The organism is Nonomuraea sp. bgisy101 (assembly GCF_057708945.1).
The window spans coordinates 117,217-138,523 of record NZ_JBYITD010000018.1; the positions used below are offsets into that span (position 1 = coordinate 117,217).

Sequence of the window (21,307 nt, forward strand, 5' to 3'; positions counted from 1 at the left end):
CGACCCACCGCTTACGACCCCTCCGGCGCGGTGTCGCCTGACGCTGTCTTTCGACGCGCGAAGTCGCGCCGGACGGCGCCCGGGCTCGCTGGACGCGAGGGACTCGACCGTAAGCTGGGCCGCCATCGGTTACAACGCGCTCAGCCGACCCTGCCGCCACTGGCCGTACGGTTGCTGCTCAGCCCCGCTTCCTGTCGCGGCCGATGCCCCAGTCGCCCTCGGTTGCGGCAGGGCCCGGTGCCGCTGCCCCCTTTCCTGAATTTTCTTCGGCGCGGATGTCAAGACTGACGCTGTTGTTACGACTCTGCTGTGAGGCGCTCCCATCAGGGGAGCGGCCGATGGCAAGGAGTCGACATGGGAACGCTGGAGAAGAAGACGGCTCTGGTGACCGGCGGGTCGCGGGGGATCGGGCGAGCGATCGTGGTGAGGCTGGCTCGTGAGGGCGCGGCAGTGATGTTCAGCTTCAACCGCGACCAGGCGGCGGCTGAGGACGTGGTGGCTGAAGTGGCGGCCTTTGGCGGGCAGGCGATCGCGGTACGAGCGGACCAGGGGCGATTGGAGGACGTGAAGTACCTGTTCGGTGAGGTCGACCGGAGCCTGGCCGGTTTGGACGTGGTGGTCAACAACGCGGCGATCAATCCGATGGGGAACATCTGCGACGCCGCTGAGAGCGACTTCGACGAGGTGATGGCCGTCAACGCCAAGGGGCCGTTCTTCGTTATCCAAGCCGCTGTCGAAAGGCTCGGCGAGGGTGGGCGAATCATCAACATCTCCTCTGCCGGTGCGGTGCCGGGTCTGGCCTTGTACTTCGCCAGCAAGGCGGCGCTGGAGTCGATCACCTCGGTCGCCGCCCGCGAGTTCGGTCCCAGGGGCATCACGGTCAACAGCGTGTCCCCTGGTGCCACCGACACAGACATGATGCGCGCCGCAGCCGGGGAAAATCTGGAGCAGGCCATCGAGCACGTCGTGGCCCTGACGCCACTGCAACGGCTGGGACGCCCGGAGGACATCGCCAACGTCGTTGCCTTCCTGGCCGGGCCCGACTCGCAATGGATCACAGGTCAGAACCTGCGTGTCTCTGGTGGCCTGATGATCTGACCGGCGGTCGGCGGCGAGCCGGACGCATCATGGGGCCACTACGCCCTGAACAAGCCCTGCCGTCCGTCGATCCGTCGCCCCGCGGCGCGCATCGCGTCCACGACCAGGCCGGCGGCAGGGCCAGACGCCAGATCGCGGCTGGTGAGCATGTCGAGCCGCGCTGGCGGTCACGGCGGCGCGAACCAGCGTCGGCCGACCCGCGCGATCATCCACCGCCGCCTTGTCGGCGCGCCTCCCGCAGCGAGCCCCGGTGATTCGCGAACGGCCGTGTACACGAGTCGGGAAATCGATTACTTTCTTGGCAAGGAGGCTGTCATGAGAGCTGCGTTAGCGGGAGTGTTAGTCGCGGCCGGACTGGCGGGGATCTCCTCGCCGGCCGCGGCCGCCACCTGCGACACCAAGATGATCTTCGAGGTGGGTGGCCACCTCGATCCGGACGCGAACGTCTACGACCGGACGAACGCCACCCTGCCCCCCGGCGTCGGCTTCACGAAGATCCACTATTCGGCGTCCATCGCCCCTTACCCGGGCGACCCGGTCGCGCTGGACGACTCGGTCGCCGAGGGCATCGCCACCCTCGACCGGGCGGTGCGGGCCTTCCACGCGGCCTGCCCCGGCAGCCGCATCACGATCTCGGGCTACTCCCAGGGCGCGATCGTCGCGGGCGACGTGCTCCACGCCCTGTCCGGGTCCGGCGACATCCCGGACGACCTGATCAACGGCGTCCTGTACGGCGATCCGCGCAGAACCGGTGTCAACGGCGGGCCCGGCGGCATCGCGACCAACCTGCCCACCGTGGTGCCCGGCATCACCATGAAGGGCCCGCGCGGCTTCGGCGGCCTGCGGGTGAAGGAGATCTGCAACCAGAACGACGGCATCTGCCACTCCGAGAACCCGATCACCAACCTGCTGGGCTTCGCCAACGGCGTCGCCGGCTACTTCCTCGGCGACCACGCCTACGACATCGACCCCGACGCGGTGACCGGCTCCGGTGACGTCGTCATCGCCCAACCCCCGAGGGTTCCGTACGGTCCCCCGCTCCCGCTGCCGATCCCCACCCCGTACGAGCTGTTCAACGGCGATCACCGGCGGGCCACGGACGCCGTGGCCGGTTACCGGGCGGCGATCGGGCCCGTCCTTCCGCCGGCGGTCCGGGACCGCCTCCACGAGTTCCCCTGGTTGCCGGTCTCCTAGGAGTCGCTCATGCGTTCCGCGCGTCTCGTCCTGTCGGCGGTCGCCCTGCTGCTGGGGCTGTTACCCGCCCTTCCCGCCCACGCGGCGCCGCTGTTCAAGGCGCCCTTCCCCTGCGGTCAGACCTGGACGTACAGCCACCACTCCACCGAGGTGCGCCTCGCGCTCGACTTCGTCAGGTCGGACGGCGGCGCGACGGGCGGCACCCCGGTGCTGGCCTCGGCCTCGGGCACCGCCTACCGCTACTGGGAGGCCGGGGGTGCAGGCAACTACGTGGTGATCGATCACGGCGGTGGCTGGAAGACGTACTACTTCCACCTGGCCTCCTTCTCGGTGCCGCACGGCGCCTTCGTGTCGCAGGGCCAGCAGGTCGGCGTGACGGGCACGACCGGCGGCTCCAGCGGCCCGCACATCCACTACGAGCAGCTCTACAACGGGGCCGGGCAGACGATCGTGATCAACGGCCAGTCGCTGGCGCCCTACCCCCCGTACTACAACCAGCGCTACCTCACCAGCGACAACGGGTGCTCGGGCGGTGGCCGGTCCTGGGTGGACACGTTCGCCGACGCCACCGGCTACGCGGAGCCGAACACCGCCGACGCGCAGGGCGTGCTCAAGGCGGGCACCAACTACGTGTACTGCAAAGTCTGGGGCCAGGAGATCCGCGACGGCTCGGGCAACTACAACCACTGGTGGCTGAAGACCGACCTCGACATCGTGTACGCGGGCAAGAACGGCTGGGGCGCCTATGTGTCGGCCTACTACCTCAGCCGGTGGGGCAACGACGAGGCCAAGGACAACAGCGGCGCCGTCATCCCCGACTGCTGACCGTGAGGAGCCGCTCGGCCATCCGGGTCAGCGGCTCCTCCAGCGCCACCAGGCCGTCGAGGTCGTCTGCCATGAGGTGCGCGGTGACGAGCTGGGCGACGGCGGCCACCAGGGTCACGCAGGCGAACGTGTCGTCGTCGGTCCGCGCCTCGAAGATGTCGCCGATCTCGGCGGCGAAGCGCCGCTGGATCGCCATGCGCCTGGCCACCGCCTCGGGACCGGCGGCGTAGACCTCGATGAGGAAGAACCGGGCGCGGGCCGGCTCGGCGGCCAGGGCACGCAGATACGTCCGCAGCAGCACGCGGAAGCGTTCGAGCGGCTGGAGCCGGGGATCGCGCGCGGCGTCGAGCAGCGCGGCCAGCAGGTCTATCGCCTCGTCGAGGCCCTGGACGAAGCAGACCTGTTTGGAGGCGAACTGCTGGTAGAACGTCTCCCGCGACACCCCGGCGCGGCGCACGATGTCGGTCACCGACGTGCCGGCGTAGCCGCGTTCGAGCATCGACTCGCGCATCGCTTTCAACATGCGGGCGCGCTGGGAGGACACGACCTCCTCGCGGGTCAGCTGATGCCGTCCGCTGGGCAGGGGCCGCAGGTCAGTCACGAACGCTCCGTTGCGCGCCGGGCGCGATGCGCAGGTCCCGATGAACGTCGCCAGCATCTCATAGCGGCCGACCGGCATCACCGCGATCCCGTGCCTCATCACTCAGAGGCCGGCAATCACGAACACTCCTGTACATGAACCTTCAGGTCCCCGTGGGAGCATGAGACGCGAACGCCGTCGTCGTCGCGGATGAGGGTCCCCCATCCCGTCGGAAGCAGCAGTGGCCACCGTCCGTGCCCGCGGGGCGTCACGGTGAGCCGCTGGGTGGCGGCGTCGTAGGTGGCGCCGGCCAGCGCGTCGAGCACCGACCAGCCGGCCATGGCGCGCACGTAGTGGTCGCCGCACTCGATCTCGTTGTACGGGTTGCGCCGCCGGCCGTCGTATCGGGCCCACACCCCGTCGAGGATCGCGCCGGCCTCCTCCTCCAGCCCCTCCCACAGGCAGTGGGCCGCGACCTGGTACTCGCTGCCGGTCCACACCTCGTCGCAGTAGCGGGTCGGCACCCGCGGCCTTCCGCCGCGCGGCCAGGTGCACATGAGCAGGCCGGTGTCGGCGCCGTCGGCGAACACCCGGTACGGGTGGCCGAAGCCGTCGAACCCGGTACGCAGGTTGTGCCTGACGACCGCGCGCAGCGCGCTCACCACGTGCTCGCGCGGCAGCACGTGGCCGAGGCCGAGCTGGTGCGCCCACCACTGGCCGATCAGCTGGTCGGCCAGGCAGCCCTCCAGCCACTGGAACTCGGCCGAGTCGCCCTCCTCCAGCACCTGCGCGTAGTACTCCCCGTTGAACAGCGCCTCGTCGTAGCGCGCGCCGCCCTTGGTGAACAGCTCGCGCAGCTCCGCCGCCATGGCGGGCTCCCCCATCAGGATCGCCATCTCCTCCGCGGCGCGCAGCGCCGCCAGCCAGAGCGTGCCCATGAACGGGTTGAGCCCGCACAGGTCGATGTCGTGGGTGGAAGGCTGGACGCCACGCAGCACACCGCTGCCGTCCGGGTCCCATTTCTCCCTGACATGGGCCAGCAGGCGCTTGACCTGCGGCCAGTACCGCTCCAGCCAGTCCGCGCCGTGCCGTACCTCTCTGTAGGTCTTGAGTATCGTGCCGAGCATGCCGTCGAGTGCGGGTTCGACCGGGCCGCCGATGGGCACCTCCCAGAGCTGGCGCAGGTAGGTGGGCGCGATCACCCGGTGCGGGAGGTAGCCCTCCGGTGCCTGCATGACGTCGAACTCGGTGGTGCGCATGCTCCTTTCGAGCGATGGGAAGAGCCTGGCCACCGCCTGCGCGTAGTTCCACACGTGGGTGCAGTTGAGCGGGCAGGAGCCGCCGACGTCGCCCGACCACATCACGGTCGAGGCCCCGAGGACTCCCTCGAAGCCGAAGAACGCGCCGTCGGCCGTGCGGAAGCAGGACGGGCTGCGTGGGATCGCCGCCTGCGCGGCCAGGTGCTCGACCGCGGTCGGGGACAGACTGCTGCCGGCCAGCGTGTCCACCCAGCTCAGCGACGTGTCACGCAGCCGCGCCCACTGCTCGCGCACGTGTCCTGCGACGTCGACGGCGTCGGCGAACCTGGTCGCGTAGGCGTTGCCCAGCCAGAACCTGGTCGGCCCCCACTGCGGGTTCGGCGGCCCGAACTGCACGAAGTTCGCGTAGCGATTGGGGAAATACCACGCCAGACAAATCCGGATATTTCGGGACTCGCCGGGTTGGAGGATCATCGGGGCGACCACGCCCCCGTTCCACGTCTGACCGGCCGGGCTGGGGCCGTACCCCTGCTGCGGCCCGCTGCCCTGGTAGTCCGCCGGCCACGGCGCGTGCCGCGCCTTCTCGGCGTCGGCGTAGACCGCGCGCCCGGCCAGGAAGGCGAGGAACTCGTCCGGATGCGTCCACTGCGGCAGCGCGGCGACATCCGCCGCGTCCACGGCCAGCACCGCCTGACCGGCGCCGGGCGCCGCCGGGTCGATCGCGGTGTTGTCCATGACCAGCGAGGTCCACCCGCGCTCGCGGCGCACCCGGTTGGTGTTGCCGCCGTAGCCGAGCGCGCGCACGCCGTCGACAGGGGTGGTGCCGTCGTGCCCGACCGGGTTCTGCACGGCCGCCGCCAGCCACACCTGCGCGGGAAGCGGCCCCGGGTTGGCGATCGTGAAGGTGAACAGCGCGGCGGGCAGCGAGCTGTCGTCCACGTCCAGCGGGATCAGCGGGTTGAACGCCTCCAGCCCGACCTCGACGGGCAGCCCGTGGTACTCCACGTGGGCGAAGGGGTAGAGCCCGCGGAAGGTCGTCCCGGCCGCCCCCCGATGCCTGCGCAGCAGCTCGCGCTGCCACTCCGGCACATGGTCGTCGTCGACCAGCGGCGTCGCCGGGGCGTCGACAGCCTGCGCCTGCAGGACGAACACCTCGTTCGCGGGCGGCTCCCACGTGCTCACCCGCAGGGCGAAGAAGGTGTACGGCAGGGCGCCGCGATGGTTGCCGGCGTTCTGCAGCTGCCACTGCCGGAGCGCGCCGTCGGCGCAGATTGCCAGATTGCCGGTGCCGATCCCGCCCAGGGGCATGGCGACATGCCTGCCCTCGTCGTGGGGTATCGGCCGGGCGTTGCCGAGGTTGGCGTTCACTTGAGTCCCGAGATGCGCACGCCGCGGATGATGTGCCGCTGGAAGATCAGGAACAGGATGACGACGGGCAGGGCGGCCAGTGTGGATCCGGCCATGAGCAGGCCCTGCTCGCTGGTTCTCTCGGAGCGGAAGGTGGCCAGGTACTGCTGGATCGGGAACAGCTCAGGGTCGGTGATGGTGAGCACCGGCCAGACGTAGGAGTTCCAGAACAGCAGGAACGAGGTGGCGCCGACCACCACGAACGCGCCCTTGGACAGCGGGACGAAGATGTGGCGGAAGGTCCGCCACGGCCCCGCGCCGTCGAGCTGCGCCGCCTCCTCGAGGGCGGTCGGCACCGCCAGGAAGAACTGGCGCAGGAAGAAGACCTGGACGGCCGAGGCCGCGCCGGGGACCACCAGGACCGCCATGCTGTCCAGCATGCCCAGCTCGGTGACCACGATGAACGAGGTCAGCATGATCGCGATGCCGGGGATGAACATGGTGGTGATCACGATGGCCCAGATCGTCCGCTTGAACGCGAACTCCAGCCGGGCGAAGGCGTAGGCGCCGAGCGCGTTGACCACCAGGCTCAGCGCCGCGAACAGGGCGGCCCCGGCGAAGGTCACCCCGAGCGCGCGCACGAACGCCTCGTCGGCCAGCAGCCGGGCGTAGTTGTCCCAGCGCCACACCTCGGGGAAGAACTGGAACGGTGTGGCCACCACCTCGGTCTTGGCCTTGAAGCCTGCCACCGCCAGCCAGGCCAGGGGGAACAGCGCGGCGACGATGATCGCCACGGCCAGGCCGTACCGGGTGATCCAGCCGAGCGCGCCTCTCATGCGCCCATCGCCTTCTCTGATCTGACCAGCCGGAAGATGACCGCCGACACCGCGCCGAGCACACCGAACAGCAGCAGCGCCGCGGCGATCGAGTAGCCGACGTACAGGTCGGTGTTGAAGTGCTGGAGGATGAACAGGTTCGGCAGGTTGGTGGAGTTCACCGGCCCGCCCTGTGTCATGAGCCACGGCAGGATGAGGAACTGCAGCGACGCGGCGAAGCCGGTGACCAGCAGGAACAGGATGACGTTCTTCATCAGCGGCAGCGTGATCCGCCACATCTTGGTCCACGGCCCCGCCCCGTCCAGCGAGGCGCACTCGTAGTACGCCTCCGGGATGTCGAGCAGGCCGGCCAGCATGATCAGGGACGCCACGCCCATGCCGATCCAGATCGCCGGGATCGCCACCGCCGGCAGCGCGGTGGCGGCGTCGCCGAGCCAGGGGATCGCCTCGATGCCGAAGAAGTCGAGGAACCAGTTCAGCAGGCCGCCGCGATGGGTGTAGATGAGCGCGAACACGATGGCGGCGATCACCTCGGAGATCACGGCCGGGACGTAGATCGTCACCTTCATGACGGCGGCCATCCGGCGGCTGACCGTCTTGACCAGGTTGGCGAAGACGAACGCGATCGTGACCTGGACGGGGACCACCATGGCGGAGAACAGCAGACCGCGCACCACCGAGTTGACGAACTCCTCGTCGGTGACCACGTTGATGTAGTTCGTCAGCCCGACGAACACCGCAGGGTCGTAGAAGCTCCAGGTGAAGAAGCTGATGTAGACCGCGTGAATCAGCGGCCAGATCACGAAGACCGCGAGAAGGACGAGCAGCGGCGCCAGCATGATGAACGCCGCCCTGCTCTCCCGCCTCGGGCGGGCGCGGACGCCGGCGCGGCGTTCCACGCGTGCGGCCCGCAGTGACGTGACAGCCACGGGCGCTCCTTTCTCCGCCGCCGGTCCTGTGCGGGACCGGCAGCGGGCTCACTCGTCAGGAACCCTGTCCGGCCAGGTTGTTCTTGGCGATCACGTCCTTGATCTCGGCGTCGGCCGCCTGGAGCGCCTGGTCGATGTCCTTGCCCTGCAGCGCCTTCTCGATGGCCTTGCCGAAGGCCAGGCTGATGGCCCAGTCGTAGGCGGGCTCCGGCTTGGCGTACTTCACGACCTGCTCCTCGATCGTCCGGGCCCAGGGGTTGTCCGCCGCGGCCGGGTCGTTCTTGATCGCGTCGGCCACGGCCGCCCGCGGCGAGTACTTGGAGAACTTGGTGTTCTTGAAGAACTCGACCAGCAGCGTGGGGTCGCCGGCCAGCAGCCAGGAGACGAAGTCGGCCGAGGCCTTGGCGTTCTTGGACTTGGCGTCGACGACCAGCGTCCAGCCGCCGAGCGTGGCGGTGGGCTTGGTGGCATCGCCGTCGAAGGAGGGCAGCGCGGCGGCGCCGATGTTGGCGACCAGCTTCGGGTAGTCCTGGAGCAACACGCTGGCCGCCCACGAACCGCAGACCATCATCGCGGTCTTGCCCTGGCCCAGCGGGTTGGCGTCGGCATAGGGCGCCAGCGGCTGCTTGGGCATGATCCCCTGCTGGTACAGCGTCTGGTAGACCTGCAGCAGTTGCTTGTACTTCGCGTCGGTCGCCTGCGGGGTGGACCAGTCGTCGCTGATCGGCAGGTGCCCGGCGGCGTTCCACTGCAGACCCCAGCTCGACCAGGCCATGTCGATCTGGTTGGCGGCGGTGACGACACCCGCGACGTCCTTGGTGGTCAGCTTCTTGCCGTAGTCGATGAGCTCCTGCCAGGTGGCCGGCGGCTTGTTCGGGTCGAGCCCTGCCTTGGCGAACAGGTCCTTGCGGTAGTAGAGCACCGCCGAGGGCTCGACCAGCATGGGGTAGCCGTACTTCTTGCCCTTGTGCTCCACCGAGCCGACCACCGACTCCTGCAGCCCGGCCCACTTGTCGGCCGGGATGAGCGGGTCGAGCGCCTGGATCTGACCGGTGCGGGCGAAGCCGGGCACCTTGCTGTAGTTGACGGTGTAGACGTCGGGCGCCTTGCCGGCGGCCTGGGCGGCCTTCATCTTCTGGTCCCACACGTCGGCCGGCACGATCACGTGCTTGAGCACGACCTTGTCCTGCGACTTGTTGAACGCGGCGACCGCCTTCTTGTACCAGGTGTCCTCCTGGTCGGTGAACTTCTGCTGCCACAGCGTGATCTCGGCCTTGCCGCCTGCCGCGCCCTGGCCCGTGCCGCCCGACCCGCAGCCGACGGCCAGTACCGCGGTGCCGGCCACGGCCGCGATCAGCCGGATGAGTTGTGTGCGCACGTCGTCTCCTTCGGTGACGTGGGGGGTGAGCCCTGTCGATGCGCCGCGGATCGAGGTACGGCTCGCAGAGCGACAGGTTGGAGGACACCCGGCCGCCGGTGTAGGAACGGCGCCGGGTGCGGGAAGCGCGCGGCCCGGGTGATCACAAGATGGGCAGCCGCGCGCTCACGGGTGGGAGCGTGAACGGCCGGTGCGGGAGTTCCTGGTACCAGTAGGCGACCGAGGACAGGTCGTCCTGGCGGCGGTTGGCGTGGCCGTGCTCGATGGTGACCTTGATCGAGGTGGTGAACGGCACCGGGTCCTCGATGTGGAAGCGGTACATCGAGATCTGTCCCGACCAGTTCTCGCCGCCCTGCAGGGTGAGCCCGTGGTAGGGGGCGTGGTAGGGCTGGCTGGGACACCACGCGGTGTTGAAGTAGTCCTCGGTCCCTGTGCCGTGCAGGCTCGGCGGGAACGCCTCGCCGTCGATGAAGATCATGTCGTCGCCCTCGCCGTACCAATTCCAGTCGGAGGTGCGGCGGAGGTTGGTGACGTTCAGGACGCAGCCGACGTAGTGGCCGCGGCCCTCGGCCTCGAGGATGACGTAGTTGCCGTCGCCGTCGAGGTTGGTCCCGCCGAACAGGTATTCGGCGTTGGACATCTGCCCCTGGTCGAGACCGTCAGCGGGGCATTCGCGCCGCCACTGGGCGTGGAAGCGGCCCAGCCCTTCACCGAGCTCGTCGAACTCGTCGTAGTCGATGTAGTAGTAGAACCAGAGCACCTCCTCCTCGCACTCGCTCGTCAGCTCGAACCTGGCCCGGCTGCCGAACGGCATGTGGAACCAGCAGTTGAAGGCCTTGCCGTCCTGCGGGCTCATCTGGAGCGGGGCCGAGACGAAGTTGGCGGTGCGGGCGTGGCCCATGCCGAAGAAGTCGCCCAGCGGCACGAGCACGCTGGGGTGCTCGTTATCGTCCCAGAAGACCCGCAGGACGAGCTTGCGGAGGAAGTCCCGGTCGTGGGTCTCGGGCGTTCCGGGATCGCGGGGCGCCACGGTCATCCAGATGTGGTTGATCGAGCCGGCGCCACGGATGTCGGCGAGGGTGACCGTCTCCCCCGGCGCGACCGTCACACGGTCGTCGTTGCCGCCCGAACGGTCCCAGCTCGACGCCCTCCTGCGGCGGTGCGAACGCAGGCGCGGAAGGTCGCGCAGGCTGCTGCCGTGCTGACCGTAGGTCACGGGTCCTCCTATGAGAAGCGAGATGATGACTGTTACGTCGACGAGTTCAGGTCCTGGTCAGGGCGAAGTCGTCCAGTTGGAGCCACATGTCGCCGTTGTCGGTCCAGATTCCGGCGAAGACCTCGACGGAGCTGCGGCTGCCGCTGTTGAAGGTGACGGTGAACTTCGTCCAGCCGCCGACGGCCCCGAAGTTGACCTCGGCGAACGGCGGGCCGCCCGGGTTGCGCACGCCGAAGAACCCGTTGTCGTTGTCGGGCGAGGTCCTGAGCCAGCCGCTCAGCGTGTAGGCCGTGTGCGGGGTGACGGGGACGGTCTGGTGCAGGTCGTGCCAGCCGCGGTCGTACCTGACGAAGCCGTTGCGATCCGCGGTGAAGGCCCAAGTCGCCTGGTCGATGCCGCCGTTGCCGTGCACCGCCCACGGCGCTGACACCGTGCCCGTGGTCTGGCGTTCGAAGCTCGGATCCCGGACGAGGTTCGGGTTGGTGATGCTTCCGTCGCGGTTCAGCGTGACGCGGATCAGATAGACGTTGTACGGCGTCCACTCCGACAGCGCCAGATACAGGTTCGGCCCCGACGACCAGGGATGCATGAAGCCGCCGTACAGGCCGGGGAAGTCGGCGAAGCCGGCCACCACCGCGGGGCCGCTCCACGGACCGGTGGGCGCGGGAGCGGTCCTCAGCACCACGTCGCTGCCCTTCAGATAGGTCATCAGCCACCTGCCGGTGAAGGCGTTGAACTGCACCGACAACTCAGACACGGGCGCCGCGACCACCGGGGAGGCCAGCGTGTCAGGGCCCGGCTGCCAGGCGCTTCCCGTCCAGTACCGGTAGGCGGCCTTGTCCAGCACGGCGGCCTCGGGGACCCTGGCCAGGTAGGCGGCGCCGTTGCGGCCGTTCGGCGTGCCGTACATGTAGACGAAGCCGTCACGCCGGACGAACGCCGCCATCTGGAAGTGGTTGTCACCGCCGAGGTTGTCCCATCGGGGGCCGCCGGTGACCCAGTTCTGGCCGTTGTCGTCGGAGTAGGCGATCGAGGAGTGGTTCGTGGTCCAGACTCCGGGCTCGCCCCAGTGCCGTACCGACATGTAGGCGAGGTACTGCCGCGTCCCCACCGACACGCCTGCCGTGGGGATCACGGTGATCTCGTCACCGTCGATCTTCTTGCTCGGGATGAGCTCCTTGGCGTGGCCGGGAGCGTCGGTGGCCGCGCTGCTGAACGACATGCCGTCGGCGAGGTTGCGGTCCGTGCTGCGCAGGAGCACCTGGCTGCGCCAGTCATCGCCGTTGGCGCCAGGAGGTTGCCAGGTGTCGCCGAACGTGTCGCCGAACGCGGCGAGGATCTCGCCGCTGCCGTTGTCCCACATGACGCCGAGATCGGTGGCCTTGATCTTCCAGTTCGTGTCGGTGGCGCTGACGGAGCCCGGTCCGGTCATCTTGCTCACCACGATGGCCGGTGAGTGGGCCGACGAAGCCTGGGCGGGTCCGGCCGACACCAGACCGGACAGCAGAACCATGACGATCGGGACGCGTAAGAGCTTCACCGCTCTTCCCCTCCTGGGACTGGCGCGGAGATTCCGCACAGGTGCACGTGCACGCCGAGCTCGGCGAAGGCCGCGGCCTTGGCCGCCAGCGCCCTGTCGGCGCTGTCCGCGTCGTGGGCGTAGGCCACGTTGAGGTGGTTGGCCCGGTGGCGGGCCATGAACTGGTTGCGGGTGACGCCGTGCAGCACCGCGTGCATGATCGGCCACTGCGGGGTGGTGGCGTCGAGCCTGCGCCTGGTCTCCTCCTCCGGCAGCTCCACCACGCTCGCCCGGCCGAGGTCGACGTGCAGCTCGCCGTCCATGATGAACACCCGCGACCAGACGATCTCGCCGGGCTTGGAGACGCCGCTCAGCGTGCCGCCGCCGAGGGGGAAGTACATCGGCGGCTGCCGCATGCTCCACGACTTGTCGTAACCGCCGTTGTGCGACGCCGGCACCGACCCCGAAATCTCCAGAACCCAGATGAACCGCCCCTCGTACTCCTCGCCCCATCGAATGTCGTGCAGCGTGGTGGCCGGGTCGAGGCCCATCGCGGTCCACACCCTGTTGGTGATCAGCGAGTCGACCGCGACCCCCTCGTCCACCTCGTTGAAGTGCGGCAGCGGACGGCCGGCGTAGAGCTCGCGGGAGCCGTCGCGGCTGCGCACCGGCGGGCGCTCGACGTTGTTGAGCAGCCCCTCCACCAGGTCGCTGGCCGGGACCACGTCCTTGAGGCCCTGCTGGTACTGGATGCCCACGGCGTCCAGGCCGAAGTCGTCGGCGATGCGCAGCGCCGCGACGTACATCTTGAACTGGCTGATCAGCTGCGACTCGGTCAGCTCGGTGGCCTCGTCGGCGCCGGTGTGGAAGGTCAGGCCCGCCTCGTCGAGCCACGCGCGCACCGCGAGCGCCTCGGCGTCGCCGACCCGGTGCATCTCGGCGACGAGCGCGCTCTGCGACAGCCGCTCCTTGTAGATGCCCAGCGGGTTGAGCAACTCGTCGTCGATGATGGCGTTGTACATCCCCATGCAGCCCTCGTCGAAGACGCCGATGATCGCCTTCTCCGTGGCGAGCCGGCGGGCGAGCGCCCGGCCCAGCTCGGACTCGGGGGTCGAGGGCAGTTCGCCGAGCCTGGTGACGTGGCTGGTGTCGTGGGTCAGCTCGCCGCTCTCCAGCCAGGTCTTGAGCCCGTGCCTGGCCCACTCGTCGGTGAAGTCCTCGCTCCACAGCACCGAGTACGGCCTGCCCGCCTTGGTCAGGCTGCCGGCCAGGTTCAGCAGGCCGACCAGGCCCGGCCACTGACCGCTCCAGTTGGCCACGATGAGGATCGGTCCGCGGTGGCTGCGCAGCCCGGCCAGCACGTGGTGGCTGTACTGCCAGACCGCCTCCACCACGATCAGCGGCGCGTCCGGCGGCAGGCCCTTGAACACCTCGATGCCGGCCCGCTGGCTGTCGATGAAGCCGTGTCCCTTGGCGGGATCGACGTCGTGGCCACGCCGGACCGACCAGCCCAGGTCGCGCAGCGTGGCCGCGAGATCGTTCTCCAGTTTCTCCTGCACCGGCCAGCAGGTCTGGTTGGCGCCCTGACGCAGGTCGCCGCTGGCTACGGTGTAGACGACGCCGGGCTCCGCCGCGGGCGGTTCGATGAGCTCGGGGAATCGGTACATGGGCTGCCCTTCACGTGGGGGGATCAACGATGCTGACGGCCGGCCAGGGCGTGCGCGATGCCGGCCGTGCTCGGGTAGAGCTGCCGGTAGAGGCGGTAGAGCTGGTCGTACTGGGTGACCGCGTCCGGCCGCGGGTTCACCAGGTGCCGGACGGGGTTCCACGTGTCGATCGACGCCTCACCGACGAGCCGGGCGGCCAGGAAGGCGCTGCCGTACGAGGCTCCGATCGAGGTGGCGCGCACTTCCTGGGGTGTGCCGGTGATGTCGGAGACGATCTGCGTCCACAGACCGCCCTGGGTGCCGCCGCCGACGGCGACGATGCGCCGGATGTCGCCACCGGCCGCCCGCATGGTCTCGATGTTGTGTCGTACGGCGAAGCCGGTGGCCTCCAGCGCCGCCCGGTAGAGGTCGCCTCGGGTGTGGGAGAGGGTGAGCCCGGCGATCACGCCTCTGGCCTGGGGGTCCATGACCGGGGTGCGCTCTCCGGCGAAGTAGGGCAGCATCAGCAGCCCGTTGGCGCCGATGCCGGACGCGTCGGCCTCCTGGAGCAGCTCCTGGTAGGCGCCGCCGAACAGGTCGCGCAGCCAGGCGGTGATCGCGCCGGAGGTGGCCATGCCGCCGGCCAGGTTGTAGGTGCCGGGCAGGGCGCCGACGGTCCCCCACAGGCCGGGCCAGGTCCGGTGTTCCGGCGTGGTGTGGACCAGGAACATGGTCGTGCCGTACATGAGCATGAGATCTCCCGGGTGGTGGGCGTCGACGCTGAGCGCCTCGGCCCAGGCGTCGACCGTCCCGGTGATCACGGGGATGCCTTCCGGGAGATCGGTTTCCCGGGCGGCCTGCCGGGTGAGCGTCCCCGCGGGCTCGCCCGGCCAGCGCAGCGGGGGCAGCTCGATGCCCGGCGCGATCGTGTCCGCCCACGGCCGGTGCCAGTCGAGGCGGCCGACGTCGTAGAGCGGCGTGCACTGGCTGGCCGAGTGGTGGTCGAGCACGTACGCCCCGGTGAGCCTGCGCACCAGCCACGAGCTGGGCATGTACAGCCGCCGCGCCTTCGTGTAGAGCTCGGGCTCCTCGTCGGCCACCCATGCGATCTTCGCGCCTGCCGCCTGGCTCGACAGGTCGGAGCCGCCCCTGCTGCGGATCTCCTCCGCTCCGAGCTCGCGTTCGAGCCTGGCGATCTGGGCGGTGGAGCGGGTGTCGACGCCGTAGAGGATGGCGGGCCGCACCGGGAGGTCGTTGGAGTCGGCGAGCAGGACGCAGGGCCCCATCCCGCTCACCCCGACCGCGACCACCTCGGCGTCCTGGCCCAGTTCGCGGGCCAGCTCGCGGAACTCCTCCCACCAGAGCCGCCCGTCCATCTCGAAGCGCCCGGGGCCAGGGCAGTCCACCGCGTGCTCACGGACCGCTGACCGCATCAGCGTGCCGTCCAGGCCGACCAGCACTCCCTTGCTGCTGGACGTCCCGATGTCGACCCCGAGCACGACGGGCACAGACATGCGCACCCCTGAGAAATCGATTGCTGATTGCCCAGAAGGTAATGAACGCAGCCACCGGAGTCAATGGTGTCGGCGGCAGTTCGCTGGGGTCAGCGACAGTTCGCTGGTGCAGCGACAGTCGATGGGGTCAGCGGCGGGAGCTCTCGCGGACGTGCAGCTGGGTGTGCAGGGTGACGCTGCTGGCCGGGCGGGACGGCTCGGCGATCCGCTCGGCCAGCAGCAGGGCGGCGGTACGGCCCAGCTCGTAGGTGGGCTGCCCCACGGTCGTCAGCGACGGCCTGACCAGATGCGCCCACGGGATGTTGTCGAAGCCGACCACGCCGACCTCCTCGGGGATGCGCACCCCCTGGTCGACCAGGCACTCCACGGCGCCGACCGTCATCAGGTTGTTGGCGGCGAACACGGCGTCCGGCGGGGAGTCCTGCCGCAGCAACGCCTCCATCGCCGCATACCCGCCTTCCTCCCGGAAGTCGGCATATCTGATCAGCTCTTCCCGTACGGCACGGCGGTGCCCGCGCAGCGCACGCTGGTAGCCGCGCAGCCGCTGGGCGGCCGTCGACAGCCTGCGCGGCCCCGTGATGCAGGCGATGCGCTCGTACCCCGAGTCGATGAGGTGAGCGGTGGCCAGCTCGGCGCCGTGCTCGTTGTCCACCAGCACGGTGTCGACGGCGATGCCGCGCAGCTGCCGGTCGATGACCACCACCGGCACCCGGGCGTCGACCAGCCGGTTGACATGCGTGGCCCGCCCGGACGGTGAGATGATCACACCGGCCATCTGGTCGTCCAGCGCGGCGGAGACGTACTTGCCCTCCTTGGTGGGGTCCTCGTCGCTGTTGCACAGCACGACCGAGAAACCGGCTTTCTGAGCGACGTCCTCCACGCCCCTGACCATCGCGGTGAAGAACGGGTTGCCCACGTCGGAGATGATGACGGCCCACAGCGTGGTCCGGCTCTTGCGCAGGTTGCGCGCCACGGCGTTGGGGCGGTACTCGAGCTCGGTCAGGGCCCGCCTGACCCGCTCGGCCAGCACCGGATCCACGTTCGGCCGGCCGTTCACCACCCGCGAGACCGTCGCGGCGGACACCCCCGCGTGCCGAGCCACATCGTAGATCGTCGTCATCCTGTCCCCGTTTCGGATCCTCTGGAGGGAAAGAGTAGCTGCAATCGATTCCTCACAGCAGATCCGTGCGCTCTCCGGGACTTGGGGAGGCCCCGTGCGGCCCCATCGGGCCCGGGACGCGGAGGTGCCGGAGGTCCTCAGCGGGCCCGGGGTCGCCGGAGGTTGCGGGTGCCAAGAACTCGGCCGCCCTATGCGACCTGCGCGTATTCGTGGATCAGCCCGCCGAGGCGGTCACGTCGGATGACCTTGATATCGCCCTCGACCAGGTCGGTAAGGGCAGGGCTCGCAGCGGAGCGGCCTGGCCCAGGGAGCGATACGGGCGATGCTCATTGAAGTGGGTCTCGTAGATGGCCCCGCTCCCCGTCACCGGATCAGCCTCACCTGGCCCGGCCTCGGGCGAGCCGATCGTTATGCCGTGGGTGCGCGCCAGCCGTGTCACGTGCTCCCATTCGGCTTCGGCCAACGCGAGCGCGTCGGCGTCATCGCCATGGCGGGCCGTCTCCAACGCCATGCTCGCCCGGCGTGCCCGCTGTCTGACCGCCGCAGCGAAAGACCCGCTCACAGCACCCCTATCCGTCGAGCAGCCCTATCCGTCGAACGGTGAGCTTTGATCCGGCCGTGGCGGCGGAGTTAGGCTGAAGGTTCTCCCAGTAACTGGGAGGTGCGGCCAGAATGACACAGCAGTACCTCGCCGGCGAACTGTCGCTGCTCTTGGGGCGCTTGCAGACCGCCACCGCGAACGACGTGTCCGCGCGGGCGGTGGGTCGGCTGCGCCACGAGGCCGAGACCCAGCCGATCATCGCCCTGACGCTGGTAGCACGCCGAGCCTTGGCGCTGACCGACACACTGTGCTGGGAATCGCTGGCGCGTCAGGACCCTGCGGCCTTCATCCGACAGGCGGAGATCAGCGCGGCCCTGCACGAACTCGGCGTCTGCGCCGGCTGGCTGGAGCAGGACTGACCGCTGATCACGATGCGACAGATGCCGGCCCTAGTTTCAACGGAGGTTCAGCGATGACGACACAGCAGCCCTCCGAGTCCCAGATCGCCGTGCACTGGCGAGAGGAGGAGTACTACCAGCCCCCGAGCAGGTTCATCGGGCAGGCCAACGCCTCTGATCCGGTCATCATCGAGCGTTTCAGCGAAGCGCATTTCCCCGAGTGCTTCAAGGAATACGCCGACCTGCTGGACTGGGACACCTACTGGCACACCACGCTGGACACAGCCAATCCGCCGTTCTGGAAGTGGTTCGTCGGTGGGCGGCTGAACGCCTGCTACAACTGCGTCGACCGGCACCTGGCCATCGACCGCAACAAGTCCGCGCTCATCTGGGTGCCCGAACCGGAGTCCGAGCAAACGCAGGCGATCACCTACCAGGAGCTGTACCAGCGGGTCAACGAGTTCGCCGCGCTCCTTCGCGACTTCTGCGGGCTGAACGTCGGCGACCGTGTCACCTTCCACCTGCCGATGGTGCCCGAGCTGCCGGTCTCCATGTTGTCGTGCGCCCGCGTCGGTGTGATCCACTCGGAAGTGTTCGGTGGTTTCAGTGGCGTGGCGTGCGGGGACAGGATCGCCGATTCCGGCAGCCGCGTCCTGGTGACGATGGACGCCTACCATCGCAACGGCGAACTGGTCGACCACAAGGCCAAAGCCGACGAGGCTGTCGAGGCGGCGAGCAAGCTCGGCGTCCAGGTCGACAAGGTGCTCGTCTGGCGCCGCTACCCAGGCCGCAGTTCCTCGCCGACGCCCATGGTGGCCGGGCGTGACTTCTTCGTCGACGAGCTGCTGGCAGCCTTCCACCGGCAGCGGGTCGAGCCCGTCTCCATGCCCGCCGAGGCACCGCTGTTTCTCATGTACACCAGCGGCACCACCGCCCGCCCCAAAGGCTGCCAGCACAGCACCGGCGGCTACCTGGCCTACGTGACCGGCACCGCGAAGTACTACCAGGACATCCATCCCGAGGACACCTACTGGTGTATGGCCGACATCGGGTGGATCACCGGCCACTCCTACATCGTCTACGGCCCGCTGTCCCTCGGGACGACCAGCGTGATCTACGAAGGCGTGCCGACCTACCCGGACGCGGGACGCCCGTGGCGCATCGCCGAGCAGCTCGGTGTCACCATCTTCCACACCGCGCCCACCGCGATCCGCATGCTGCGCAAGCTCGGCCCGGACGAGCCGCACAAGTACGGCTACCGCTTCAAGCACATGACCACCGTCGGTGAGCCGATCGAACCGGACGTATGGCGATGGTATTTCCACACCGTCGGCAAGGGCGAAGCGGTCATCGTCGACACCTGGTGGCAGACGGAGAACGGCGGCTTCCTGGCCAGCACGCTGCCCGCCGTCCATCCGATGAAGCCCGGCAGCTGCGGACCCGGCGTCCTGGGCATCTACCCGGTCATCTACGACGAGGACCGCAACGTGATCGAAGCGGGCAGCGGGACAGCGGGCAACATCTGCATCCGCAACCCCTGGCCCGGCATCTTCCAGACGATCTGGGGCCAGCCCGAACGGTTCGTCGAGCTCTACTACAGCAAGTACAACACCGATCCCGAAAGCAAGGACTGGCGCGACTGGCCCTACCTTGCCGGGGACGGCGCCACGCTCGGCGCCGACGGCTACTTCCGCATCCTGGGCCGCATCGACGACGTTATCAACGTGGCCGGGCACCGGCTCGGTACCAAGGAGCTGGAATCGGCAGCCATCACCGTCGCACAGGTTGCCGAGGCGGCCGCCGTCCCCGTCATGGACGAGTTGCGCGGGCGGGCGGTGGAAATCTATATCGCCCTCAAGCCCGGCATCACCAGCAGCAAGGAGATAGAGGAGAAGGTCGTCGAGGCGATCGAGAACCAGATCGGCAAGATCGCCCGGCCGAAGAACGTGTGGATCGTCGCCGACATGCCCAAGACCCGCTCTGGCAAGATCATGCGCCGAGTCATCGCGTCGATCTCCAACTTCGCTGACGTCGGTGACATCACCACGCTGGCCAACCCGGAGATCGTCGACGACATCCGCCACCAGGTCCAGCGCGCGAAGAGCGAACGCGGGGAAGCACCCCGCGAACTGTCAGCAGAGGAGCTGGAAGAGCTGAACGCCTTCGGGCAGAGCGGCTGAGGTTGTCACCGACCCCCGGATCGGGTGGGGGATCCGTGTCAGGGGGTTCACGAATGGCGCCGGTCCGGGGTGGAGTGAACCCAGGGAGGATCGCTTCCCGCGATTCCTGTGTGGTCCTTTCCCGGTCTTTGGAGGTTGCCTCTATCCCCCCTTCCGGCGATCTTGCGGCCGTCTCCCACCCGAGCGGCACCACGTAGATCAAAGAGACGTCGGCGCCCCGCAGGTAGCGCACCGTCGAACGTCGCCACCACTGATCAAGCGAGGATACGCAGGCTTGCAGCCCAGCCACGGTCGTCACCGCGGTGGAGGCCACGGGCCGACGCATCCAGTCCACCTGACCGTCCAGATCCGACACGAGCTCACCGGGAGTGGACGGCCTCCGGCATGTCCGGCGGGCCCGCCGGTTCTTGCGGCTCTTTCCTGCCGGAGATCTGTCAGCACGGGCATCCAGGGACTTTCGTCCCTGGAACGACGGCCTTCGGCCCCATCCCCGACGCGCCGCCGCCGATTAGCGTGAAGCGAACCAGCCCCCGTGACGACTTGCGGAGAGAACGGTCGTGTCCGCAGAACAGACGACGGTGCGCTCCCCGAGTCACCGCCCGCTCCCGAAGCCGGGTCCCAGCGCCGCGCGGCTGCGAGCCCGCCCGGCCGCGTGGCGGTTGCCCATGCTGGCCGGCGCCGCCTGCGCCCTGCTCGCCGGCCTCTACGGGGGTCTTGCACTCTTGCTGCCCGCATCCCCCGCGCCCGAGGCGCTGACCCGCGAGCACGGGCCGCTGATGGCGTTGGGTTTCCTGGGCACGCTGATCAGTCTGGAACGCGCGGTGGCGCTGCGCCGATCGTGGGGCTACCTCGCCCCAGCGCTGTCGGCGCTGGGTGCGCTCTGCCTGGCCGCCGGCGCCGAGCTGCCAGGACGGCTGGCGCTGACCACCGGCGCGGGCTGGCTGGCGGGGGTCTACCTGACGCTGCTGCGGCGGCGGCTGAGCCGTGAGACGCTCATGCAGCTGGGCGGCGCGCTGGCCTGGTACGCCGGTGGGCTGCTGTGGCTGGCCGGCCGCCCGGTGCCTGAGCTGGTCGCCTGGTTCGCCGCCTTCCACGTTCTGACGATCGCCGGGGAGCGGCTGGAACTGGCCCACGTGGGCGATCTGCGGCCCGGCGCGGCACACGCTTTGACCGCCGCGGCTGCGCTGCTCGGCGCCGGTGCTGCCTGCTCGGTGTGGCAGCCCGCCGCGGGCGCGCGGGTCACCGGGACGGGCCTGCTGGTGGTGGCCGGCTGGCTGGCCTGGCACGACGTCGCCCGGCGTACGGTGCGCGGGCGGGGGCTGCCCCGGTATGCGGCCGTGTGCCTGCTGGCCGGGTACGGCCGGAGCGCTGTGGGCGACCACGGGCCTGGCGGCCGGCTCGTACCTGTACGACGCGGCGCTGCACGCGCTGTTCCTGGGCTTCGTCATGTCGATGGTGTTCGGGCACGCCCCGGTGATCCTTCCCGCCGTGCTGCGGATCCGCCTGCCGTACCACCCGGTGCTGTACGCGCCGGTGGCGCTGCTGCACGCATCCGTGGCGGTCCGCGTGGGGGGCGACCTCGCCGCCGCCGGCCGCATGCGCACGGCGGGGGGACTGCTCGCCGAGGTCGCCCTGCTCATGTTCGCCGGCTGCGCCGCCGCAATGGCGCTCCGCCATACGACTGGAAGGAAACCGCGGTGACACCGGTCGAGGTACATATCGAGAAG

16 protein-coding genes and 1 pseudogene are annotated in these 21,307 nt (G+C 69.3%); 6 read left to right on the forward strand and 11 right to left on the reverse strand.

The window, feature by feature from the left end; translation table 11 throughout:
- The first annotated feature begins 354 nt into the window (after positions 1-354).
- The 3 genes from AC3EO4_RS30805 to AC3EO4_RS30815 all read left to right on the forward strand — a co-directional run bounded on the left by AC3EO4_RS30805 (position 355) and on the right by AC3EO4_RS30815 (position 3,117).
- Entirely contained in the window at positions 355-1,098 is a 744-nt protein-coding gene (locus AC3EO4_RS30805) for an SDR family NAD(P)-dependent oxidoreductase (protein WP_431898844.1), read from the forward strand.
- 315 nt (positions 1,099-1,413) lie between these two features.
- Positions 1,414-2,292 carry a cutinase family protein gene (locus AC3EO4_RS30810; RefSeq protein ID WP_431898845.1) on the forward strand — a complete coding sequence of 293 codons (879 nt, stop codon included), beginning with the start codon at positions 1,414-1,416 and terminating at the stop codon, positions 2,290-2,292.
- 9 nt (positions 2,293-2,301) lie between these two features.
- Complete coding sequence (locus AC3EO4_RS30815; protein ID WP_431898846.1) at positions 2,302-3,117, forward strand: M23 family metallopeptidase; 816 nt, start codon at positions 2,302-2,304, stop codon at positions 3,115-3,117.
- Here the strand turns inward: AC3EO4_RS30815 and AC3EO4_RS30820 are convergent.
- The 11 genes from AC3EO4_RS30820 to AC3EO4_RS30870 form a co-directional block, all read right to left on the reverse strand.
- On the reverse strand, positions 3,101-3,718 hold the full coding sequence (locus AC3EO4_RS30820) for a TetR/AcrR family transcriptional regulator (protein WP_379577148.1): 618 nt from the start codon (positions 3,716-3,718) through the stop codon (positions 3,101-3,103). The two genes, AC3EO4_RS30815 and AC3EO4_RS30820, sit on opposite strands and share 17 nt — an antisense overlap.
- Positions 3,719-3,834: 116 nt before the next feature.
- On the reverse strand, positions 3,835-6,324 hold the full coding sequence (locus AC3EO4_RS30825) for a GH116 family glycosyl-hydrolase (protein WP_431898847.1): 2,490 nt from the start codon (positions 6,322-6,324) through the stop codon (positions 3,835-3,837).
- Entirely contained in the window at positions 6,321-7,139 is an 819-nt protein-coding gene (locus tag AC3EO4_RS30830) for a carbohydrate ABC transporter permease (protein WP_431898848.1), read from the reverse strand. Before AC3EO4_RS30830 ends, AC3EO4_RS30825 begins: the two co-directional genes overlap by 4 nt.
- Positions 7,136-8,068, reverse strand: coding sequence for a carbohydrate ABC transporter permease (locus AC3EO4_RS30835; RefSeq protein WP_431898849.1), 933 nt, complete (start codon positions 8,066-8,068; stop codon positions 7,136-7,138). Before AC3EO4_RS30835 ends, AC3EO4_RS30830 begins: the two co-directional genes overlap by 4 nt.
- 55 nt (positions 8,069-8,123) lie before the next feature.
- Positions 8,124-9,446, reverse strand: a complete 1,323-nt coding sequence (locus AC3EO4_RS30840) for an extracellular solute-binding protein (RefSeq protein ID WP_431898850.1) — start codon at positions 9,444-9,446, stop codon at positions 8,124-8,126.
- Positions 9,447-9,588: 142 nt separating this feature from the next.
- The gene (locus AC3EO4_RS30845; protein WP_379577138.1) at positions 9,589-10,662 is read right to left on the reverse strand and encodes a glycoside hydrolase family 172 protein; all 1,074 of its coding nucleotides are present in this window, start codon (positions 10,660-10,662) and stop codon (positions 9,589-9,591) included.
- Positions 10,663-10,708: 46 nt separating this feature from the next.
- Positions 10,709-12,202, reverse strand: a complete 1,494-nt coding sequence (locus AC3EO4_RS30850; protein WP_431898851.1) for a glycoside hydrolase family 183 protein — start codon at positions 12,200-12,202, stop codon at positions 10,709-10,711.
- Positions 12,199-13,848, reverse strand: coding sequence for a hypothetical protein (locus tag AC3EO4_RS30855; protein WP_379577134.1), 1,650 nt, complete (start codon positions 13,846-13,848; stop codon positions 12,199-12,201). Before AC3EO4_RS30855 ends, AC3EO4_RS30850 begins: the two co-directional genes overlap by 4 nt.
- A gap of 23 nt (positions 13,849-13,871) precedes the next feature.
- A complete protein-coding gene (locus tag AC3EO4_RS30860) occupies positions 13,872-15,341 on the reverse strand; it encodes an FGGY-family carbohydrate kinase (RefSeq protein WP_431898852.1) in 1,470 nt (489 codons plus the stop codon).
- 127 nt (positions 15,342-15,468) lie between these two features.
- On the reverse strand, positions 15,469-16,461 hold the full coding sequence (locus AC3EO4_RS30865) for a LacI family DNA-binding transcriptional regulator (protein ID WP_431898853.1): 993 nt from the start codon (positions 16,459-16,461) through the stop codon (positions 15,469-15,471).
- A 214-nt stretch (positions 16,462-16,675) separates the two neighbouring features.
- Positions 16,676-16,972, reverse strand: a complete 297-nt coding sequence (locus AC3EO4_RS30870) for a hypothetical protein (RefSeq protein WP_431898854.1) — start codon at positions 16,970-16,972, stop codon at positions 16,676-16,678.
- A gap of 161 nt (positions 16,973-17,133) precedes the next feature.
- On the opposite strand from AC3EO4_RS30870, the gene AC3EO4_RS30875 reads away from it, so the two are divergent.
- The 3 genes and pseudogenes from AC3EO4_RS30875 (at position 17,134) to AC3EO4_RS30885 (ending at position 21,281) form a co-directional block, all read left to right on the forward strand.
- Positions 17,134-17,421, forward strand: coding sequence for a hypothetical protein (locus AC3EO4_RS30875; RefSeq protein ID WP_379577126.1), 288 nt, complete (start codon positions 17,134-17,136; stop codon positions 17,419-17,421).
- Positions 17,422-17,474: 53 nt separating this feature from the next.
- Entirely contained in the window at positions 17,475-19,580 is a 2,106-nt protein-coding gene (gene acs / locus AC3EO4_RS30880) for an acetate--CoA ligase (RefSeq protein ID WP_431898855.1), read from the forward strand.
- Between the two features lie 665 nt (positions 19,581-20,245).
- Positions 20,246-21,281, forward strand: a pseudogene (locus AC3EO4_RS30885) (hypothetical protein).
- Positions 21,282-21,307 lie beyond the last annotated feature (26 nt).